The sequence below is a fragment of the Flavobacterium psychroterrae genome (assembly GCF_018380615.1).
Classification (GTDB): Bacteria; Bacteroidota; Bacteroidia; order Flavobacteriales; family Flavobacteriaceae; genus Flavobacterium; species Flavobacterium psychroterrae.
In genome coordinates, this window is sequence record NZ_JAGYVZ010000015.1 from 1 (window position 1) to 20,529 (window position 20,529).

Here is a 20,529-nt window from a genome sequence, read left to right on the forward strand (position 1 = left end):
AATATATAGACTATTATAATAATGATCGAATAAAACTTAATCTAAAAGGAATGAGCCCGATACAATATCGAGCTCATTATTATCAAATTTAATTATAAATTCGTCTAAACTTTTGGGTGCAGTCCAAACCTGTCGGGTTTGACATAGATGCGTTTAGATTTTTTTTACCAGTTTATTTCATGTTTTTCGCCTTTTTTCAAAACGATATTTTGTTTTTTATCTCCATTTATCAAAGTTGTTTTACCTCCGTTTTTAGAGAAAACGGAAACTCTCTTCAGGATTTTATTTTCCCAGTTCATTTCGATTTCAAATCCTCCGCGGGCGCAAATTCCTTTCACAGAACCTGTTTCCCAGGCATCCGGTAAAGCAGGTAATAATCTGATTTCGTTTTCGTCTGACTGAATCAGCATTTCGGCAACAGCTGCGGCTCCTCCAAAATTTCCATCAATTTGAAATGGCGGATGCGCGTCGAATAAATTCGGATAGGTTCCTCCTCCTCTTCTCGGCGTTTCTGTTTTTTTTCCGTCCGGATCTACGTATTTTAATAATTCACGGAACATTTTATAGGCACGATTTCCGTCCCAAAGTCTTGCCCAAAGATTGATTCTCCAGCCTTTTGACCAACCTGTGGTTTCATCGCCTTTTATTTCTAAAGTTTTCTTAGAAGCTTCGGCTAAATCAGGCGTTTTCTCGGGCGTGATATGATCACCGGGAAAAAGTCCGAATAATTGAGATTGATGGCGATGTTTGGGATCTTCATCATTCCAATCGAAATACCATTCTTGCAAATTTCCTTTTTTACCAATTTTATACGGATGAAATTTTGCAAGCGCCGTTTCTAATTTTGCACGAAAATCAGCATCTGTATTTAAAACTTTTGAGGCTTTGATCGTTTTTTCAAAACATTCTCTAATCATCGCTAAATCTGCTGTTCCGCCGTACATAGTTGCTCCAATAAATCCGTCTGGGGCAATGTATTTATTTTCCGGAGAAGTGGATGGCGATGTGATTAAATTTCCGTTTTTATCCAGAATCATCCAGCCGAAAAAGAATTGTGCTGCCCCTTTCATGATTGGATATCCTTCGCTTTTTAAGTAATTTTTATCTTGGCTAAAAACATAATGTTCCCAAATATGCGTACTTAACCAGGCGCCTGATAATGGCCAGCAAGCCCAACTTGGATCTTCTTTTCCGAATTGCCCAACCGGATTGGTCATTGCCCAAATATCTGAATTGTGTGCTGAAGCCCAGCCTTCATTTACTCCATAAAAAGTCTTTGCCGTAACTTTTCCGGTTACCGAAAGATTTTTGATAAAGCTCAAAAGCGGCAAATGCATCTCTGAAAGATTGGTGTTTTCAGCTAGCCAATAATTTTCTTCGAGATTAATATTCATTGTATAATTACTGCTCCACGGTGCATTTAAATGCGGATTCCAAATACCTTGTAAATTGGCAGGAACGCCCAAAGTTCTTGAAGAGCTAATTAATAGATAACGTCCGAAATTGAAATAGAGGATTTCAAGGTTTTTATCTTCTTTACCATCAGCGTAGCGCAATAAACGTTCGTCTGTTGGTAAATCCGGAGCGGTTGTTTTGCCTAAATCTAAAGTAAGGCGATTGTAGAATTTTTGATAATCGGCAATATGGGATTCTTTTAATTGATCAAACGGTTTTGCAAATGCTTTGTTCAGGTTTTGCAATGCAATTGTTATATCGTCTAAACCTTCGGTTACGGGATTTTTGTTAAAACCATTAAAGCTTGTTGCAACAGAAACATAAATAATTGCTTCTGTGGCATCTTTTAAGATTAAAGTTTCTCTCGAATTTGTAATTTTTCCGTCCGTTTTTTTGATTTGGATTAAAGTGGTGAATTTTGTTCCTCTTTCTTTTATGTCAAGGTATTTTGGCAAAACAGTATATCCGGCATTTTCATGAATTGGCGCAGAACCAGTCATTATCAAAGTATTATTTCTTACTTCGACGTTTGATTTTAATAAACTCTTTAAATTAATATCAAAATTCAAACCTCCTTTGTGATCGCTGGTTAATTTGATTACCATGATTTGGTCCGGTGCCGAAACAAAATATTCCCGGGTAAATTTTACACCGTTCATTTCATAACTCACTTTTGAAACCGCATTCGAAATATCCAGTTCGCGATGATAATTGACAGCTTTTCCTTTTTCGGAATTGTTGATTTCTAATGTTCCTAAAGGCGAATAGGATTCGGAGTTTTTGCCTTCTATTTTTTTGTTTAATTCGTCGGCTAGTTTGTAGTTTTCGTTTTTAAGCGCTTCACGAATTTCCGGAATGTTTTTGTAGGCGTCCGGATTCATGTTGGCATTTACGGGTTCACCCGACCAAAGTGTGGCGTCGTTCAAATAAATTTTATCTGAATTTGCACCGCCAAAAACAGTTGCTCCCATTTTTCCGTTTCCTAAAACAAGACTTTCTTCAAAAAATTCTGCAGGTTGATTGTACCATAAAACATGATTGGATTGCGCCGTTATGTTTAGGCAGAAAAAGGTGAATAGTAAAATGAGAAATGTTTTTTTTAGGTTTGATTTCATTTATTCCTTTTTTGATTTTGAATTAATTCCGTTAAATATATGCCATTCCTATGCTATAAACATGTCGTTCCTCCAGAACTCTTTTATAAAATTTTCGTCAGGTTTAGTATCCTCAATATGCGCGCGTGAGGGATAGGAGCAAACTACCGAAGTAGTGTGGATAGCCCGACCGGATTTGCGAAAGGCGCACATAAGCGGTTTGTTAAATAGCGCCTTTTGTAAGTACGGTCACGCCCTGATGATCATCTCAAAATAAGTCATTAAAACGGAACTTTTCACATTTTATCTTTAACTTATTTACTCACTTTATATTTCTCGTTTGCCGTAATCATTTCCCAATTATCGGTTCTGAATGGCGATGCGGGAAATTTTTCTTTGTTGAAAAGATTGATTTCGCTATCGTCGTCTGCCCAACCGTAATGAACGGAAACTGGATTTTTTACATTTTCGCTGGAGACGAATATTTTGTTGTTTTTAATTGTGGCTTTCGCCGAATGAAAAACTTTGTCGGCTCCGGCGATTTCGAATCCTTTTACGTTTTCTGAATTGTCAGACGTTGATAATCCACTTCCTAGATTGTCGAAAGTAAGGATTATTTCGTTTCCTTTTATTTCCTGAGATTTAAAAGTTGGTCCGCTATAAACTTGCTTTTTTCCGTAAACATTATTTAGCGCAATAGCCGCTAAACGTAATCCGACGTCTTGTTTATTTGTTGGGTGAATGTCTTTTGCGTTGCCAATATCTGTGGTTACTACAATTCCGGTATTTTTTAATTTTAAAGTTTCAAGTTGTGCTTCGCGAAGTTCTGCCCAACGGCTGCCAACTTTGCTATTGCCGTTGAACTCGTTGAAAGTCGATAATTGCACAAAATAGAAAGGAAAATCGGCTTGATTCCATTTTGTTCGCCAATCGTTGATCATTAGCGGAAATGATTTTTTGTATTCTTTTGCACGCCAAACATTTGCTTCGCCCTGATACCATAAAACGCCCTGAAAAGCATACGGAACCAGCGGATTTACCATTGCATTGTATAATAACGATGGATAACTGTTAGGCGAAACTTCGATTTTTACCTGAACAACATTAAATTTCCAAAGTCCTTCAAGCAGAATATTAGTGTCTTTGAATTGGATTTTTAAGTCGGCTGAATCTCCGTAGATTCCGCCGCCGCCTGAATAATCTGCAATTCTTACGGAGATTACGTTTTTGCCTTCTTTTAAAGTTCCTGCGGGAATTTTATAAACTCTTAATGCTTCTCAGATTTTGTTTGTTCCTACTTCAACGCCATTTACATACGTGATATCTTCATCGTCTACTTTTGAAAGATGTAAAACGGCTTCAGATTTGGCTTGTTCAGCGGTTAAAACAATTGTTTTTCGCATCCAGACAACGCCATCGATATTGCCTATTTGCTGGTTTTCCCATAAAGATGGCACTTTAATTTCCGGCCAGTTTTTATCGTCAAAATTGAAATTTTTGAATTGGTTTTCATTTTCCATTGAAACATCAAACCCCTGAACTTTCTTTATATTATCAAGAACCGATTTTTTGTACACTTCAAAAACAGCATCCATATCAACCTGAGGAACATTTGCAATCATGGCTTTGAAATCATTGCTTTTTTCGAAAGCTTCACGACTAGTCCAGGTTTCTACGTTGGTTCCGCCCCAGGAAGTATTAATAATTCCGATTGGGATTTTTAGTTCAGCGTATAATTTCTTGGCGAAGAAAAAACCTGCGGCTGTAAAGTCACGAATATTTTCTTTATTGGCAACTGCCCATTTTCCGGCTTTTAAATAGTCTTTTGGCGTTCCGCTTAAATCCTGCGCGACTCCAAAATGACGAATCATAGGATAATTTGAATCTGCCATTTCTTTTTCGGAATTCATGGTTTTGTACATCTGAAATTCCATATTCGATTGTCCGCTGCAAATCCAGACTTCACCCACTAAAACATCTTTGATAATGATTTTGTTTTTTCCTGAAATAATTAATTCAAATGGTCCTCCGGCTTTTTCAGCAGAAAGTTTTATCATCCATTTTCCATCTTTATCAGCCTGAACGGTTTTGGTTTGCTTGTTAAAATGTACCTCAACTTTTTCATTTATATCACCCCAACCCCAAATTGGAATTTCTTTGTTGCGTTGCAACACCATTCCGTCAGAAAATATTAAAGGCATTCTTACATTAGCATTCGTAAAAACACTAAATATCAACATGATAAAGACAATTATTTTTTTCATCGTTATGTTTTTAAACCATGTAAGTGATATAAGTAAATATAAGTTTTGTTTGCGAATAAACTTATATTTACTTATATCACTTATATAGTGAATTTGTTTTTTATTACTGTAATCCTTCTTTCAAAGCAGTTAATGCCTGAGTATCAAAAACAGTATTATTACTTCTGTTAAAGATTCCGAATCCTTTATCACCTAGACTTCCTTCATCCCAATAAAAAGGTAATAATCCATTTGCTTTGGCTGTTTTTACCACCGTTTTTAAATAGTAAGCTCTTGAATTTAAATGTAATGTCAATGAATTTCCGGTTAAAGTCGTTCTGCGAATTGCTCCAAATTCTCCCAGTAATACCGGAATTCCTTTATCAACAAATTGCGTTTTCATTAATTTGAAGTTTTTTGAAAGATCTGCTTCTTCTCCAAAACTTGCATTTCGATCCAATTCTGTAGTCGAATGAAAACCTGATCCCCAATAATAAAACATTTTTCCCCAGGATTCATCTTTGGTTAAACCGGCAAAATTCCACGGCGCATAATAATGTACTTCCACCATCATTTTGTTTGCTACTTTATCCGTTGGTAAAGTCAGCATTAGTTTGTTTGTTTTTTCGATGTCTGTTGTTGGTCCCTGAATTACTAAAACGCGATTGGCATTTTTTCCTCCTGTAGAACGAACGGCATCAATAAAAGTTTGATGGTACGAAGTTAAAACTGCCATTTGTACTGCATCTTCAACCGCCGGTTCATTGGCGCTAGCAAAAAGCAAATGTTCGTCGAATCCTCGTAAATGTGTTGCAATTTGTTCCCAGAATGCTTTTTGTTTCGCGTTATTTTCTACTTTTTTGGCTTCGGTAATATTATTTTCAAGCCATCCGCCGTCCCAGTGAATGTTCACGACAACGTACATATTATTATCAACGCAATATTGCACGACTTCTTTAACTCTGTTTAGCCATTCGGTTTTAATTTTGGCTGTAGCCGAATTTTCTAAATTCTGATTCCATGAACACGGAATTCTGATTGCATTAAAACCATTTGCTTTAACGGCATCGATTAAGGCTTTTGTCACTTTTGGATTTCCCCAGGCAGTTTCTCCACCGGTTGCTTCTAAAGTATTCCCAATATTCCAGCCCAATTTGATTTTTGCAGCTAATTGTACGGCTGTACTTGCCATTCCTGACGCATCAGCCGGAAGCGGATTTGTATTGTAACTTGGATATAATCCCGCAGCAGCAACTTTTTGTGTTTGTGCTTCCGCTTTTACTTCTGCATCCTTATCAGAACTGCATGCCAAAATACTTAAAAATGACAAGGATAAAATAGCACTAAAAAGATAAGTTTTAATATTATTTTTCATTTGGTTTGGTTTAAATAGTTAATTATCAGTTTAATTCACGCAATTCATTTTTATTTATTAAAATAACCCATTACCTAAAAATTTTAAACACATAGAAACATAGATTTTATGATTTTGAAAAAAGTAATGAAAAAGAAACTCGTTTCTCACACATAGTCCATAAGCCTCGGGATGTGTTAATACAAGTGAAACGCCTTTTTTGAGTTCAATAATTCTATGTTTCTATGTGTTTAAAAAAAACACCTAACGGATTAAAATAATGCTCTTTAATAAAAATTAAAGAGCATTATTGTTTCAACCTTTATTTAATAGTTACAACAACTTCTTTTTTAATATCTCTGGAAGAGTTTCCTAATTTCAACGTATATTTTCCTGGCTCAACTGTCCATTTTTTAGTAGCAACATCGTAATAAGCCAATTCTTTTACCGGAACTTTAATTGTTACTGTATTTGAACTTCCTGATTTTACCAATATTTTTTGGAAACCTTTTAATTCTTGTGCAGCACGTGTGATTTTTGAATCTGATTTTGAAGTATACAACTGAACGACTTCTTTTCCATCAATCTTTCCTGTGTTTTTCACATCAACAGAAACTGTGATTGTTTCGTTTTGAGCATAAGAAGTTTTATCGGTCTTTGCATTATCAAAAGCAAAAGTAGTGTAAGACAATCCAAATCCGAAAGGGAATAACGGCGCAATATTTTTAGTGTCAAACCAGCGGTATCCTACTAAAATTCCTTCGGCATAATTTACTGTTTTTCCTCCGGGGAAACTGTTTGTTGCATGCGCTGGAGAATCCATAATGGTTTTAGGCATTGTCCACGGTAATTTTCCTGACGGATTTACTTTTCCTAAAATTACATCTGCCAAAGCATTTCCTCCTTCAGAACCATTAAACCAACTCCAAACTACAGCTGAAGATTTTTTGCTTACAGCATCAATATCAAATGGCGCTCCGGCAACAAAAACGACAATTGTTTTTGGGTTTACGGCTAATACTTTCTGGATTAATTCTTCTTGTCCAAATGGTAATTTTAAATTTCTACGGTCAGAAGCTTCTGTTTCATAATCACGGTTTGAACCTGCAAAAATAATCGCTACATCAGATTTTTTAGCTGCTTCAATCGCTTCTTGTAATTTTGCCGGATCTAACTGATCGATTGTTACAGGACCATTTGAAGTAATATTTCCTAAGTTTCCTTTATTTTTCTCGTCGTAACGCTCTAAATATCCTTCAGCATAATTGATTTTTATTGAGGATGGCAATCTGTTTTTTAAACCTTCAAGTGGTGTAACTTCTCTTTTGGTTTTCACTCCTGCACCAAATCCGCCAAGAGCGTTTTTCTTCGTTGCGTTGTTTCCAATTACCGCGATAGATTTTACTCCGTCTAATTTTAATGGCAATGCATTGTTTTCATTTTTCAATAACACAATTGCTTCGGCAGCGATTTTATAAGCGTCCTGATAATGTGCTTCGGTTGAGATGCTTCCTTTTGCACGCTCTTTTCCGCCCATTGCTTTTACCTGAAATAATGTGCGTAAAATTCTTTTTACGTGAATATCCAATTCAGCTTCTGAGATTTCTTTGCTTTTTGCAGCAGCGATTAATTTATCGGCAAGAAAAAATTCATTGAATGGTTTTGGTGTTCCCATTTCAATATCTAATCCGCTTTTTAGAGATTTTACAGTTGAATGTACCGCAGCCCAATCTGAAACTACAACACCTTTAAATCCCCATTCGTCACGAAGGATTTTATTTAGCATATAATCGTTTTCACATAAATATTCTCCTCGAAATTTATTGTAAGCGCCCATTACGCTATACGCATGAGCTTCTTTTATTGAAGCTTCAAATGCCGGAAGATAAATTTCACGTAATGTACGTTCGTCTATTTGTACATCGACAAAATCACGATTGGTTTCCTGGTTGTTTGCTGCGAAGTGTTTTACGCAAGCCATAACATCATTATCTTGTAAACCAACAATTAACGGCACCGCAATTTTTTTGTTCAAAAACGGATCTTCAGACATATATTCGTAAGTTCTTCCTCCAAGCGGCGTTCTCACAATATTAATTGCCGGTGAAAGCAACATGTCTTTATCTCTTGCACGCATTTCCTGTCCCAGACTATTCCCAAATGTATATGCCATTTCAGCATTCCAAGTTGCGGCTAATCCTCCACCTGCAGGATAATAGGTTGCAAAATCATTTGTTAATCCTGCCGGAGCCCAGTTATCACGAGAGATTTCTTCACGAACTCCAAGCGGTCCATCGGCCATTTTAAGTTCCGGAATTCCCAAACGTTTTACACCGCCGGAAGTAAACATGCTGTTCCCGTGCAACATTCCTATTTTTTCTTCCAATGTCATTTGAGCAACCAGCTTATCGATTTCGGCATCAAATTCCGATCCAATTTCTTTTCCTTTATACTCTTTTGCTTCACCAGAATCAGCGCTTAATTCGCTTTTTGCTTCATTTTTGCAAGATGTAAAAAGTGCAAAAACCAATGCTGCTGACAGGTATATGATTTTGTTTTTCATGCTTAATAAATTTATTTTAGTTTTTTGGAATTCGTTTTTCTAGGAAATTATTGTTTTACAAAATTGAACAAAACCACGTCGTTCTCATTAATTTTATATGATGTACTATAATTTCCTTTTGCAGAAATAGTCACTTTTTCTGTAGCGATTATTGCTCCGTTATTTTTTTCTTTTATCTTTTTTAATTGTTCACGATTTAACTGACTTGGTTTTCCCATCGACAGATAATCTGCGTAAGCGTCATTTACTTTGTAACCCACTTTGTAAATTTCTAATTTGTAGGTTCCTTTTTGCAATCCTTCTACTTCAATTTTTACGCTTCCTTTTGGTTTCGCAGGTAAATCCTGAATGTAATATGCCTGATTATTTATTGAATCTCCGGGATGTGTATTGGTAAAATCCCAAAACAACAATTGAACATCGCCTTTTGAATTTTTACTTGTCCACGAAGAAGTGTCTTTATTTTGAAGTTCTGTTTCTCCTAATTTATTCAAAAATGAATAAGAAAAATAAGCCGGTTTTTTGATTCCCTGCGTATTTAATAATCCAAAACCACCGTGAAAAGGAGTGAATCTTGGACCTGCTTCTTCAAAAATATCAGTGAAAACCCAATACGACATGGAGTTTGCCGCATTGCCAACTTGTTTTAGCTTTTGCAAAATATAAGCTGCCGAATGATAACTGTCATGAACAGGATCTGCCGGCGTATATGAAGAACTCCATTCTGTGTAATGCAATTCTAATTTTGGCTTAGCCGAATTTGAAATTTGTTTACGGGAATTTATCACATCGCCACTTATACTTGCTTCGTCTTTATTCAGAATTGTTCCCGAAGTCCCAAATTCATCCAGAAACCCTTGTTTTACGCCGTAAGTATGTGTCGAAATAAAATCTAGAGGAACATTATTTTTGGTGCAAAATTCAATTGTTTCCGGAACCCAAGCTGCTCCGGCAGTTGCAGGACCACCAACTTTATAAGCCGCATTTACAGTTTTTATTCCGCGTGCTGCATATTCGTATAATTTGAAATATTCCTGTTGTGTTCCTGTCCAGAAACCCGGAGATAAATTGGGCTCGTTCCAAACTTCAAAATACCATGTTTTTACTTCTTCGGCTCCGTAACGTTCTGTGAAATGTTGGGTCAAATTTCGAATTAAATCTTCCCATTTTTTATAATCTTTTGGAGGAGTTACGTTTCCTTTCCACCAAAAAATAGTCTGACTTCCACTTGCTAATGCTGATGGCATAAATCCCAATTCAACAAAAGGTTTAATTTTAATACTTATAAGAAAATCATACAAAGCATCAATATATTGGTAATTATATTGTGGATTTCCTTTTGAATCTTCGGTATAAACTGCCATATCATCAGACAATAAACCGTGCATTCTAATGTATTTAAAATCACATTCTTGTTTGGTCATCGCCAATTGCTGTTGCCAATCGGCACGTAAACCTTCGTTTGCTCTTCCGGCTCCAATACATTCTTTAAACATTGTGTTTAATTGTCCAGATGTTTTATTGTAATCGACTTTTATGATTCTGTTTTCAGCATTGTTGTTTTGTCCAAACAAAATGATATTGTTTAGAAGTAATGAAATTAATAATATTGCTGAAAAGTTTTTCATTTGAAAATGGTTTTCTTGAATTATGTTAATCGTTGTGTTATTAAACCTGACAGGTTTTAAAAACCTGTCGGGTTTGACAATCTACATCGACAATCTTTATCTATATTTTATAGTTTTTTAAATCTAATTGCTGTTCCTCCTGCTCCGCCTAAATGTAATTTTAGTGAATCTGAAGCTTTAACGGTTTTCTTAGAAATTGCTATTGCTGATGGATTATGCGTTTCATCAGTTCCTTCGGCGTCAGCATAAATCTGAGCTTCGTAAGTTGCAGTTGGATCTAAAAATGATAATGAAACATTTACGTCTCTTGCGTTTTCATTTGTAATTGTTCCTAAATACCAGTCGGCACTATTTATATCTTTACGAACAGTTGTAATGTATTCTCCAATTTTTCCTTCTAAAACTTTAGTTTCTTGCCAATCTGTTGGAACATCTTTTAAGAATTGTAATGCCGGTTTTCCTTCGTAATTTTCAGGAAGATCCGCCATCATCTGGATTGGTGCATAAATTGTTACATACAATGCCAATTGTTGTGCTGCTGTTCCGTGAACTCTTTTTCCGGGGAAACCTTGTTTTACCTCAACATCAAAAATTCCAGGTGTAAAATCCATTGGTCCTGAAAGCAATCTGGTGAATGGAAGAATTGTCAAGTGGTTTGGCGGATTTCCTTCGCTCCACGCGTTATATTCTTGACCTCGTGCTGCTTCTCTCGAAACCATGTTCGGGAAAGTTCTGCGTTCTCCGGTATCTTTTATTGATTCGTGGTACAAAACGGCTAAATCATATTGAGCTGCTTTTTCTAAAATATATCTGAAATAATTCACTCCAAATTGTCCGAAGTGATTTTGCTTCATGTTTAATTTTGAACCTACATGTCCAATTTTAACTGAGTGCATTCCAAGTTTTTTGTACAATGCAAAACCTTCGTCAACTTCTTTTAAATAGTTAATTAAGTTTGAACCTGTTTCGTGGTAACCAATTAATGCTACGCCTTTTTTGTTTCCGTATTCTACTACTTTTTCTAAATCGAAATTATCAGCACTTTTTGTAAAACTAAACATGTGCATGTGGTTTTCGTACCAAGCTGGTGTCCAGCCTTTATTCCATCCTTCGATTAGTAAATGATGAAATCCTTCTTTTGCTGTAAAATCGATATATTCTTCGGCATGTTTGGTTGTTGCGCCTTGTTTGTCGCTTTCCCAAAAAGTATATTTCCCAATGTGCATTCCCCACCAAATCCCGAAGTATTTGTATGGTTTGAAATAATCTGTGTTTTTTAATTTGTTTGGATCATTAAGATTTAAAATCAAATAAGATGTAATTAATTCTGATGGATTTTCTCCTATTTGAAGTGTTCTCCAAGAAGATGTAAACGTGTCTTTTACACGAACTTTTACACCATCAGCCCACGGCACTAAATCAGATTTTAATTGTGTTCCGGTTGTGTTGACCAAAGTCATACTGGCGAAATCAACCAAATTTGCTTCGTGAAAACTTAAGGCTAATCCGCTTTTGCTTTCGATCGTTAATGGAGTCAAAACGGTATCCAAAGTACTTACCGGAGCATCTTTAAAAAGATATTCGTCACGGTTTTCTCTGTTTGCCGGAATCCACCATGCTTTTCCATCTTCTTTTAGGTTAAAAGTCGTTTTTTCATCCATAATGAAAATACTATCTTTTACACTTTGTTTTGGATACACATATCTAAACGCGATTCCGTCATCAAACGCACGAAACTGAATTTCTAACTTACGTTTGTTTCCTGCTTTTTGCTGTAATTGAACTGATAACTGATTGTAGTGATTTCTGATGTTTTTCTTTTCTCCCCAAACTTGTTCCCAGGTTTCATCAAAAGTGGAATTTTTCACGCTTTTGATTTCGAAATCTGTGCTTAAGTTTTCATTTCCTTTCAGTAAAAATCCCATGTCTGATGGCGTTATCACTTCGGTTTTTCCGTGTGATACCGCATATTTTGGAGCGTTTTTTACTAACTCAAATTTGATTTTGTTTTGCCCGTTTGGCGATGCCAATTCATAAGCATTTTTATTTTTCTGACTGTATCCTATCGAAACTGAAAGGATTAAAGCGGGAAGAATGAGGTAATTTTTCATGATATTTTTTTCTTAATTCATTTTTAATAAATCGGGTGTTGCTTGTGCTTTCACCCGATTTAGAAACTCAACAAAAACTTATTTTTTATCCTAAGTTGGGATGTTTTTTTTGCCACGAATTGCACGAATTATCGCGAATTTATTTTGACTGTTTTTGCCACAGATTAAAAGATTCTAAATGATTTCTTTATTTCCTGTGGGTTTATTTTTTCTCGCAGATCTGGCAGATTGAGCGGATTTTTAATTTTTAATTCTAAATTTTTAATCCTTTTAATCTGTGCAATCCGTGGCTCAATTTTTTTCACTGATTTTGAAGATTAAAAAATCTGCATGATCTGCTAAATCTGCGAGAGTAATAATTATTTTAATCTGTGGCATAACTTTTTATTTTACCCACTCCGTTTTCAGAGTCGTTTTTCCTTGAAATGGGTTTGAAGTTACGTCAAAATTGTTTCCGTTTTTGGTTACTTTTATTTCTTGTACTGCATCTCCGTCCGGTAAAAATACTTTGGCTGTCGCCGAAGTTGTTTTATCGCTTGCATATACTTTTAGTGTTAATTTACTCCAATCCATATCTTTTGTAGATTGTGCTAAAGCGATGTGGGGCAAAGCTGTTCCGTCTTTTACTAAAACTACAATTGGCACTTCTCCGGCTTTGATTTTATGCCAGCCTGATTGGTATACTTTTTTGGTTTGGTAATCAATCCACGTTCCTTCCGGAAGATAAACGTCTCTTTCTGTTACTTCTTCAAAAAGTGGCGCAACTAAGATACTTGATCCAAATAAATATTCATTGTCCACTAACCATGCGCCCGGATCATTTGGATATTCTACAAATAAAGCGCGCATCATTGGTAATCCTTTTTGTGAACTTTCTTTTGCCTGAGCGTAGATATATGGCATTAATTCGTAACGCATATTATCTGCTTTTCTAAATCCTTCAAGAAAATCTTTGCTATACAACCAAGGTTCGCGCGGAGGTTCTCCGTGGCTTCTTACGTGTGAAGTAAACATCCCGAAAGGCGCCCATCTTCTGTACAAATTCTCTGGTGATTTTGTTGCAAATCCTCCTACGTCATGACTCCAGAAACTGAATCCGCTTAGACCTAATGAAAGTCCGCCACGCAATTCTGCCGACATTGCGCCGTTTGAAGTTTCAGAATCTCCTCCCCAATGTAACGGGTAACGCTGAGATCCTGCCCAGGTACTTCTTGCCCAGATTAAAGTATAACCTTTTTCTTTTTGAGTAATTTCGGCTACAGCCTTATTGTATCGTAACGGGTATAAATTGTGTTCGTAAAAACCGGTTCTTCCTGAATGATAAATTCCGTCTGGCGGTGCTGCTTCTCCAAAATCAACTTTGAAAACTGAAACACCCTGATCGAATAATTTTTTTAATTTTGCCTGATACCAGGTTACTGTTTCCGGATTTGAGAAATCCAAAACAGCATCTTCATACGGAAGATTTCCTTTGCGGTCTCTTACGGCTAAGTTTTTTTCCATGATTTCAGGAAATAAGGTGTTTTTTGGTGTGAAATAAGGCAATTGCCATAAACAAACCTCAAAACCGTCTTTCTTCAAATCTGACATCATTTTTGTAGCATCCGGGAAACGTGCTTTTGCAAACTCATAATTGTTTCTCCAGTCTACATCAAACCAACCGGTATCAAAATGAATTACATCTGTTGGAATTTTATATTTACGTAAATCTTTTGCCACATCTCGGCCTTCTTTTTCAGAGAAATAAGTGATTCGGCTCATCCAGAAACCAAACGACCAAAGTGGTGGCATGGCGGCTTTTCCAGTCAAATCTGTATATTGGTCTAAAACGTCTTTGGGTTCTCCGATAAAGAAAAACAAATCGGCTTCATCATCTCCAATATACATTTCGTTGGCGCTTGAAAAATATTTTCCAAAGTCAACTGTAATTGGTGTTGAGTGGTGCATGAAAACTCCGTAACCGCGGCTGCTCATGTAAAACGGAATTGGCTTGTACATCGTTTCATTCTGGATTCCGTTTGCGTCATCTGTCCAAAGAACAACTTTTTGCCCGCGTTTGTTGAATTGCGTGAAAGATTCTCCACAACCAAATATTTTTTCATCTGGTTCTAAGCTAAAAGCCGCGCCCATACTTCTGGAATAATCGCTGTTTCTGCGCACATACGAGAACGGAAGTGTTGGTGTATAGGTGTTTTTAAAATCAGAATCATGCAGCGTACTTGTCAATAATTTTCCGGTTTCATCATAAATTTTTACGTGCCATGGTTTTGATAATATCTCAACAACTCCATGTTTACTGGTATATTTGTGTCCGCCTTCGATTTTAGAATATTTCCATAATTCAGGATGATTTGGCGCAACACCATTAACCAGCATTAAAGACTCTTTTTGAGGATGAAATTGTGGTCCTGAAGTCGTTTTTATTCTGATGGTTCTATCAGATACAAACTGAATCTCGAAAGGCAATTCAGGAGAAACGTCGTATTCTGTTGTTGGAAATTCGTTTGGTTTCTCGACATCAGGTTTCATCATCATATTGTTGAAAGCCTGACGTGTTTTATAGTTGTATCTTAAATACTTTATCGTTCCTTTTCCTGTTGCAGGATCAAAACCGGTTAGCTCATCGGCAAAATAAAAAGTGTTCAGATAATTCTGAAAATCTTTGCTGATATCTATTGGAGCATTTAGCACATCGGCGTTTTGAATTTGTGCAGACGCTTTTGGCGAAAGCAATAATCCAAACATAAAGAGCGAAAATAATGCTTTTAGTTGTGAGTTTTTCATTGGTTTAATTTAGTGATGACTTTTATTCAAAATAATATTTTAATATGTCGATTCTGAGTAGCAAAAAAACATTTAACACATAGAAACATAGTTTTTTATCTGTATAAAGAATACAAAAAAGAAACACATTTCTTTTCACATAGTCCCGATAGCTATCGGGATGTGTTAATGCAAGTGAAACGCCTATTTACGAACCAACTAAATCTATGTTTCTATGTGTTAAAAATTTACCGCAATGGTTATTTATTCTGCTGTAATTACAATTGTGGCTGGTTTTAATCCATTCGCTTTAGCGGTTAATTCTAATCTTCCTGTTGTATTATCAGATTGAATAATAACTAAACATTTTCCGTTAAGCGCGGTATGTTTTGAACCTTTATAAGATTCGTGACTTACCGGATCTCCGCTGCAAACGCCTACGATTTTTCCTTTTCCTTTTAATGAGAAGTTAATTTCGTTATTTGCATTTGGTGCCAAAGTTCCTTTTTCGTCTAAAATATCTACGGTTACAAATGACAAATCATTTCCGTCTGCTTTTATCGTACTTCTGTCTGCGGTTAATTTTAATTTTGATGGATTTCCGGCTGTCTTAATTTCGGTTTCCAGAACTGTTTTTCCGTTTTTACGGGAAATTGCTTTTAGTGTTCCGGGTTGAAATGGAATTCTCCACATTACGTGTAAATCTTCGCCTTTTTTACTGCGAGTTCCTACTGATTTTCCGTTAAGGAAAAGTTCAACCTCATCAGCATTATTGTAATATGCCCAGACATCAACGGTTTGTCCTGCTTTCCAGTTCCAATGCGGGAAAATGTGCAGAACGTTTTTGTCTGTCCATTCGCTTTGGTACATATAATATACATCTTTAGGGAAACCGGCTAAATCTACAATTCCAAAATAAGAACTGATTGACGGCCATTCGTATGGCGTTGGTTCTCCGATATAATCGAAACCTGTCCAGATGTACATTCCGGAAAGATAATCGTGTTTTTTAATTACTTTCCAGGTCGCTTCGTGTGTTGAACCCCACGGCGTTTGTACCTGATCGTAAGCTGAAACTGTATTATTTGGATTTCCTTCTGTAAATTTAAGATCCCAACGTACCGGCCATTTTTTAATAGTGTCTGAAACGGCATCATAATAACCACGGGTTTGTAAACCTGAAGTTGTTTCTGTTGCTATAAAAGGTGTATTTGGGAAATTCTTTTTATGATATTCATATGTTTGATGCGCATAATTGTAACCAATTAAATCTAAAACGCCAGATGCGGCAAGTGGATTAATTTGTACATTATTCTTTTCGAATTGTAACGTTACGTCATCAATATTCATGTTTACCGGCGGATTCATCGCTGCGGTCAACGGACGTGTTTTATCGTATTGACGTGTAATTGCTGCTAATTCTTTGGCAATTTCAACCCCTTTTTCGTTCCATTGTTCCGGAATTTCATTACCAATACTCCAGATAAAAATGCTGGCATGATTGCGGTCGCGAAGCAATTGATCGATTAAATCTTTCTTGTGCCATTTGTCCCAATCATTTCCGTAGTCGTATTTGGTTTTGGTTTGTTTCCACATATCAAAAGCTTCGTCCATTACAATAAAACCCATTTTATCGCAAAGGTCTAAAAGTTCCGGAGCGGGCGGATTATGAGAAGTTCTGATTCCGTTTACACCCATTTCTTTCAGGATTTCTAACTGACGTTCAATGGCGCGGGTATTAATTGCAGAACCTAACGGACCTAAATCGTGATGTAAACAAACTCCTTTTATTTTTACTTGTTTTCCGTTTAAAATAAAACCTTTATCAAGATCAAACTTAAAATCTCTGATTCCGAAATTAGTTTTGTATTGATCAACAATTTTATCATCTACTGAAATTTCTGTAACTGCTGTGTACAATTCAGGTTTTTCTACAGACCATAAAACTGGCGTTTCAACCTGAGTTTCTTGTTTAATCGTTTGGTTTGCATTTGCTGCAATGGTTATATTTTGTGTAACGGATGTTACTTTTGTATCTTCTTTAAAAATAGTGGTTGTTACTGTTGCCTTTTTTGAAGCTGAATTTTGATTCTGAATTGTAGTTTCAAAATGTACCGAAGCTTTTTGAGCAGTAACTTTTGGGGTTGTAATATAAGTTCCCCATTGTGCAACGTGTAATTTGTCAGTGGTTTCGATCCAGACATTTCTAAAAATTCCTGATCCTGAATACCAGCGTGAATTGGGTTGTTTTGAATTGTCAACCTTTACAATAATTTCATTGTTTTTGTCTGCGTAATTTAAGTAAGGTGACATATCATATTGAAAACCAATATATCCGTTTGGACGTTTTCCTAAATAATGTCCGTTTACCCAAACTTCGCTGTCTTTGTAAACACCATCAAAGGTTATTGATATTACTTTACTGCTATCAGAAGCATTTATTTTAAACGTTTTCTTATACCAGCCTAAGCCTCCGTTAAGCGCTCCGCCTCCATATCCGGCAGGACTTTTTTCATCAAATTTTCCTTCGATACTCCAATCATGAGGAACGTTTAAAGTTCTCCATTTAGTTGAAGTTCCAATAGTATCATTATCTTTTATGCTATCATTTAAATGAAAACTCCAATCTGAATTAAAAGAAACTTTGCGGTTGTCGAAAGCATCTTCTTTTTTGCTGCATGAACCCAGCAAGATAATTCCGATTAGCATTAATAATGGTAATCCACTATTTAAATATTTTCTGTTATGCTTCATTTCTAGAGGATTTTATTATTTTAAAAACAAATATAAACATACCGATAAGTGACTTTACCAATCCCCTATCGGCAGTTTTATATCTTTAAGTAATTATGGTTTTGGCTTGTAATGAAAAACGATCAAAGCAATTCCTTCGCCAGTTCTACTTTTATCTCTAATTACTGCTAATCTTAATGATGTGGCAGTAAGTTCTACTACTTTTACACTATTCCAGGTTGTAACATCACCGTGATAATCTCCTCCGTAAAGCAATTCTACTCCTCCATTAAAAGCTAACTTATTATTGGTAATATCAAATGAATATGTTCCTGTTTTTGAAGTTTGAGCATCTGTAGCAAGAGCGGTTTGTTTTACGGTTGTATTATAATTTCCGTTTAAATCAAAATGCATTTCTCCCCAGTCTTTACTTGGCATAACCCATGAATTACTTGCATAATCCGGAAACCAGTTCCAGTAATCTTTACCTTTTGGGTTTTCAGGAAAATCCAAGCCAGCCCATCCTACAGGATCAATAAAATCTAAAACCCATGTTTTACCTGCAACTCCGTTAGTTAACATTGTCCATTTTGGATCTCTAAAATAGGTTTCATCATTTTTAGAAACATTAATTACAACCGGAGCTGCATCAACAGAACCTCCTCTTGCGTAAGCGGTGTAATAAACGGTGTATTTACCAGCAAAAGGAAAAACAACCTTATCATCGCTTTTGTTTGAATGTCCTAATTCATTACCATTTGCGTCAACATATCTCCAATATGCAATGACACTTGGATCTTCATTTTTTAAAATTACTTCGTTTTCATTCGCCGTACTTTGTTTTACCGAAAATTTAATTGTTTCTGGTGTTAAACTTACAGCCGGTAAGCTGTCACGATCTTCTGCAGGCTCGCAGGAAAATAATCCAGAGCCTATGGTTATTGCAGCTATTGCTATATATAATATTCGTTTCATAATCAATTGTTTTGAGTTAATTACCAACCTGGATTTTGTTGAATAGTACCGTTAGAAAGTACAATTTGAGATTGTGGTAATGGCAACCAGCCTAAAGTTGCTGTTCTAAAAGTCACATTAAACTGAGCATCAGTTGCGGTGTTGTCGATTGCAGCTTTTGCAACATCTACACCTTGTCTGATCAAGTCAAAATAACGTTGTCCTTCAAGTGCTAATTCTAAACGACGTTCATCCATAATAACTGTTTTTGAAACTGTTACTCTGTGTGCTGTGTTTTTAAAAGCACGGTCACGAACTTTATCTAAATCGGCTTGAGCCAATGCATTATTTGTACCTAAATTCAATTCGGCAGCCATTAATAAAACATCTGCATAACGAATAATCGCGTAATCCTGATAGTTATCAATTTGAAAATTCCCTCCGTTAATTTCAACAATTGCTGTTCCTGCTGCATCTGTAATCGGGCAATATTTTTTCCATGAATATCCGGTGTATTGACGTTGTTCTCTAGCTTCGGCATTAAAGTTTAAACCTTCAGCTGCAAAATCAATAATTGTGGCATCTCTGCGTGTATCTCCAGTTTCGTATGCATTGTATAATTTTGGGTTCACTGTTGCTCCACCCCAACCTGTTGCATATTTACCAATTGATCCTCCACGAGGCGCAATATTTACCTGAAAACGGTTTCCTTCATTTAAAGCCCAGTTTCCTTTTCCTGATCCGTTGAAACGAACTGCCCAAACCATTTCGGTATTGTCTTCTCCAGCAAAATTTTCGAAAGAAGCCGCTAGCCAAAGATTAGCAAAATCAGCTACTAAACCATGTCCGCTATTACTAACAACATCATTAATATAAGCTGTAGCTTGTGCTTTTGTTACTACTCCGGCCATATCTGCTTTTTTGTAATAATCTGTGTAGAACAAAAAGGTTCTTGCTAAATAAGCTTCGGCAGCCCATTTTGTGATACGTCCGTAATTTGCATTTCCTTTTTGAGAGTAATTATCATTATTCAAATTATCAGCAGCAAATTTCAAATCATTTGCAATTAGTGCATAAGTTACCTCAGCAGCTTGTCTTGGCAATTGAAATTCACTAGAAGTGATTACGTGATCTAAAGGAACGATATCTCCAAACATTTTTGCTGCCTGAAAATGAAAATGTGCTCTTAAAAAACGGGCTTCTGCTTCGTATCTTGTTTTTAATGTTGTGTCTGCTCCCCAGTTTATTTTATCAAGATTTGCTAATAAAATGTTTGCTCTGTAAATTCCTAAATAAGAGTTTTTCCAAACATCAGTATTCATGTCTTTATTGGTCACGAATAAAAAGCGATCCCATTCAACATCTGCCTGTGCATCAGCGACGCCATATCCTCCAAAACAATCATCAGAAGCCTGCTCGCTAATCAATAACGGTCCGCCGTAAGCTTCGCGCTGTAATACATCATAAATAGCAACCAATCCCTGGTAAGCATCAGTAGGAGTTTTATAAAAATTCTCTTCTACTTTAATTGTAGAAGGTTCTGTGTCTAAAAAATCAGTGGAACAAGCTCCTAAAACGAACAAGCTTGAAACAGCAAATAATTTTATATATGTTTTCATCGTTTTCATAAT

The 20,529-nt window shown here is 36.1% G+C and carries 12 protein-coding genes; 1 reads left to right on the forward strand and 11 read right to left on the reverse strand.

All coding sequences use genetic code 11. From position 1 onward, the window contains the following. On the forward strand, positions 1 to 92 hold a 92-nt coding region (locus KHA90_RS15790; RefSeq protein WP_210667439.1), incomplete at its 5' end, for an IS3 family transposase. 72 nt (positions 93 to 164) lie between these two features. Here KHA90_RS15790 and KHA90_RS15795 read toward each other — a convergent pair. The 11 genes from KHA90_RS15795 to KHA90_RS15840 form a co-directional block, all read right to left on the reverse strand. Next, a complete protein-coding gene (locus KHA90_RS15795; RefSeq protein ID WP_213302524.1) occupies positions 165 to 2,570 on the reverse strand; it encodes a glycoside hydrolase family 95 protein in 2,406 nt (801 codons plus the stop codon). A 293-nt stretch (positions 2,571 to 2,863) separates the two neighbouring features. After that, the gene (locus tag KHA90_RS25410; RefSeq protein WP_244860385.1) at positions 2,864 to 3,592 is read right to left on the reverse strand and encodes a sialate O-acetylesterase; all 729 of its coding nucleotides are present in this window, start codon (positions 3,590 to 3,592) and stop codon (positions 2,864 to 2,866) included. A 234-nt stretch (positions 3,593 to 3,826) separates the two neighbouring features. Next, complete coding sequence (locus tag KHA90_RS25415; RefSeq protein WP_244860386.1) at positions 3,827 to 4,813, reverse strand: sialate O-acetylesterase; 987 nt, start codon at positions 4,811 to 4,813, stop codon at positions 3,827 to 3,829. Between the two features lie 103 nt (positions 4,814 to 4,916). Next, entirely contained in the window at positions 4,917 to 6,167 is a 1,251-nt protein-coding gene (locus tag KHA90_RS15805) for a glycoside hydrolase family 5 protein (protein WP_213302527.1), read from the reverse strand. A gap of 301 nt (positions 6,168 to 6,468) precedes the next feature. Beyond that, complete coding sequence (locus KHA90_RS15810; RefSeq protein WP_213302530.1) at positions 6,469 to 8,709, reverse strand: glycoside hydrolase family 3 C-terminal domain-containing protein; 2,241 nt, start codon at positions 8,707 to 8,709, stop codon at positions 6,469 to 6,471. Positions 8,710 to 8,756: 47 nt separating this feature from the next. Continuing rightward, positions 8,757 to 10,337 carry a GH39 family glycosyl hydrolase gene (locus tag KHA90_RS15815; protein WP_213302533.1) on the reverse strand — a complete coding sequence of 527 codons (1,581 nt, stop codon included), beginning with the start codon at positions 10,335 to 10,337 and terminating at the stop codon, positions 8,757 to 8,759. 107 nt (positions 10,338 to 10,444) lie between these two features. Further along, complete coding sequence (locus KHA90_RS15820; RefSeq protein WP_213302547.1) at positions 10,445 to 12,448, reverse strand: glycoside hydrolase family 97 protein; 2,004 nt, start codon at positions 12,446 to 12,448, stop codon at positions 10,445 to 10,447. A gap of 384 nt (positions 12,449 to 12,832) precedes the next feature. Next, the gene (locus tag KHA90_RS15825; protein ID WP_213302550.1) at positions 12,833 to 15,232 is read right to left on the reverse strand and encodes a glycoside hydrolase family 31 protein; all 2,400 of its coding nucleotides are present in this window, start codon (positions 15,230 to 15,232) and stop codon (positions 12,833 to 12,835) included. A gap of 243 nt (positions 15,233 to 15,475) precedes the next feature. Further along, positions 15,476 to 17,965: a beta-galactosidase GalB gene (gene galB / locus KHA90_RS15830; protein ID WP_213302553.1), complete on the reverse strand. Its 2,490-nt coding sequence runs from the start codon at positions 17,963 to 17,965 to the stop codon at positions 15,476 to 15,478. Positions 17,966 to 18,058: 93 nt separating this feature from the next. Next, positions 18,059 to 18,919, reverse strand: coding sequence for a hypothetical protein (locus KHA90_RS15835; protein ID WP_213302556.1), 861 nt, complete (start codon positions 18,917 to 18,919; stop codon positions 18,059 to 18,061). A 20-nt stretch (positions 18,920 to 18,939) separates the two neighbouring features. Further along, positions 18,940 to 20,517, reverse strand: coding sequence for a RagB/SusD family nutrient uptake outer membrane protein (locus KHA90_RS15840; RefSeq protein WP_213302569.1), 1,578 nt, complete (start codon positions 20,515 to 20,517; stop codon positions 18,940 to 18,942). Positions 20,518 to 20,529 lie beyond the last annotated feature (12 nt).

What these genes read in the sequence shown, in the direction of transcription:
- KHA90_RS15810 (WP_213302530.1), bottom strand. Translation starts at nt 8,709, where the DNA reads ATGAAAAACAAAATCATATACCTGTCAGCAGCATTGGTTTTTGCACTT.
- KHA90_RS25415 (WP_244860386.1), bottom strand. Translation starts at nt 4,813, where the DNA reads ATGAAAAAAATAATTGTCTTTATCATGTTGATATTTAGTGTTTTTACG.
- KHA90_RS15840 (WP_213302569.1), bottom strand. Translation starts at nt 20,517, where the DNA reads ATGAAAACATATATAAAATTATTTGCTGTTTCAAGCTTGTTCGTTTTA.
- KHA90_RS15835 (WP_213302556.1), bottom strand. Translation starts at nt 18,919, where the DNA reads ATGAAACGAATATTATATATAGCAATAGCTGCAATAACCATAGGCTCT.
- KHA90_RS25410 (WP_244860385.1), bottom strand. Translation starts at nt 3,592, where the DNA reads ATGGTAAATCCGCTGGTTCCGTATGCTTTTCAGGGCGTTTTATGGTAT.
- galB (WP_213302553.1), bottom strand. Translation starts at nt 17,965, where the DNA reads ATGAAGCATAACAGAAAATATTTAAATAGTGGATTACCATTATTAATG.
- KHA90_RS15825 (WP_213302550.1), bottom strand. Translation starts at nt 15,232, where the DNA reads ATGAAAAACTCACAACTAAAAGCATTATTTTCGCTCTTTATGTTTGGA.
- KHA90_RS15815 (WP_213302533.1), bottom strand. Translation starts at nt 10,337, where the DNA reads ATGAAAAACTTTTCAGCAATATTATTAATTTCATTACTTCTAAACAAT.
- KHA90_RS15820 (WP_213302547.1), bottom strand. Translation starts at nt 12,448, where the DNA reads ATGAAAAATTACCTCATTCTTCCCGCTTTAATCCTTTCAGTTTCGATA.
- KHA90_RS15795 (WP_213302524.1), bottom strand. Translation starts at nt 2,570, where the DNA reads ATGAAATCAAACCTAAAAAAAACATTTCTCATTTTACTATTCACCTTT.
- KHA90_RS15805 (WP_213302527.1), bottom strand. Translation starts at nt 6,167, where the DNA reads ATGAAAAATAATATTAAAACTTATCTTTTTAGTGCTATTTTATCCTTG.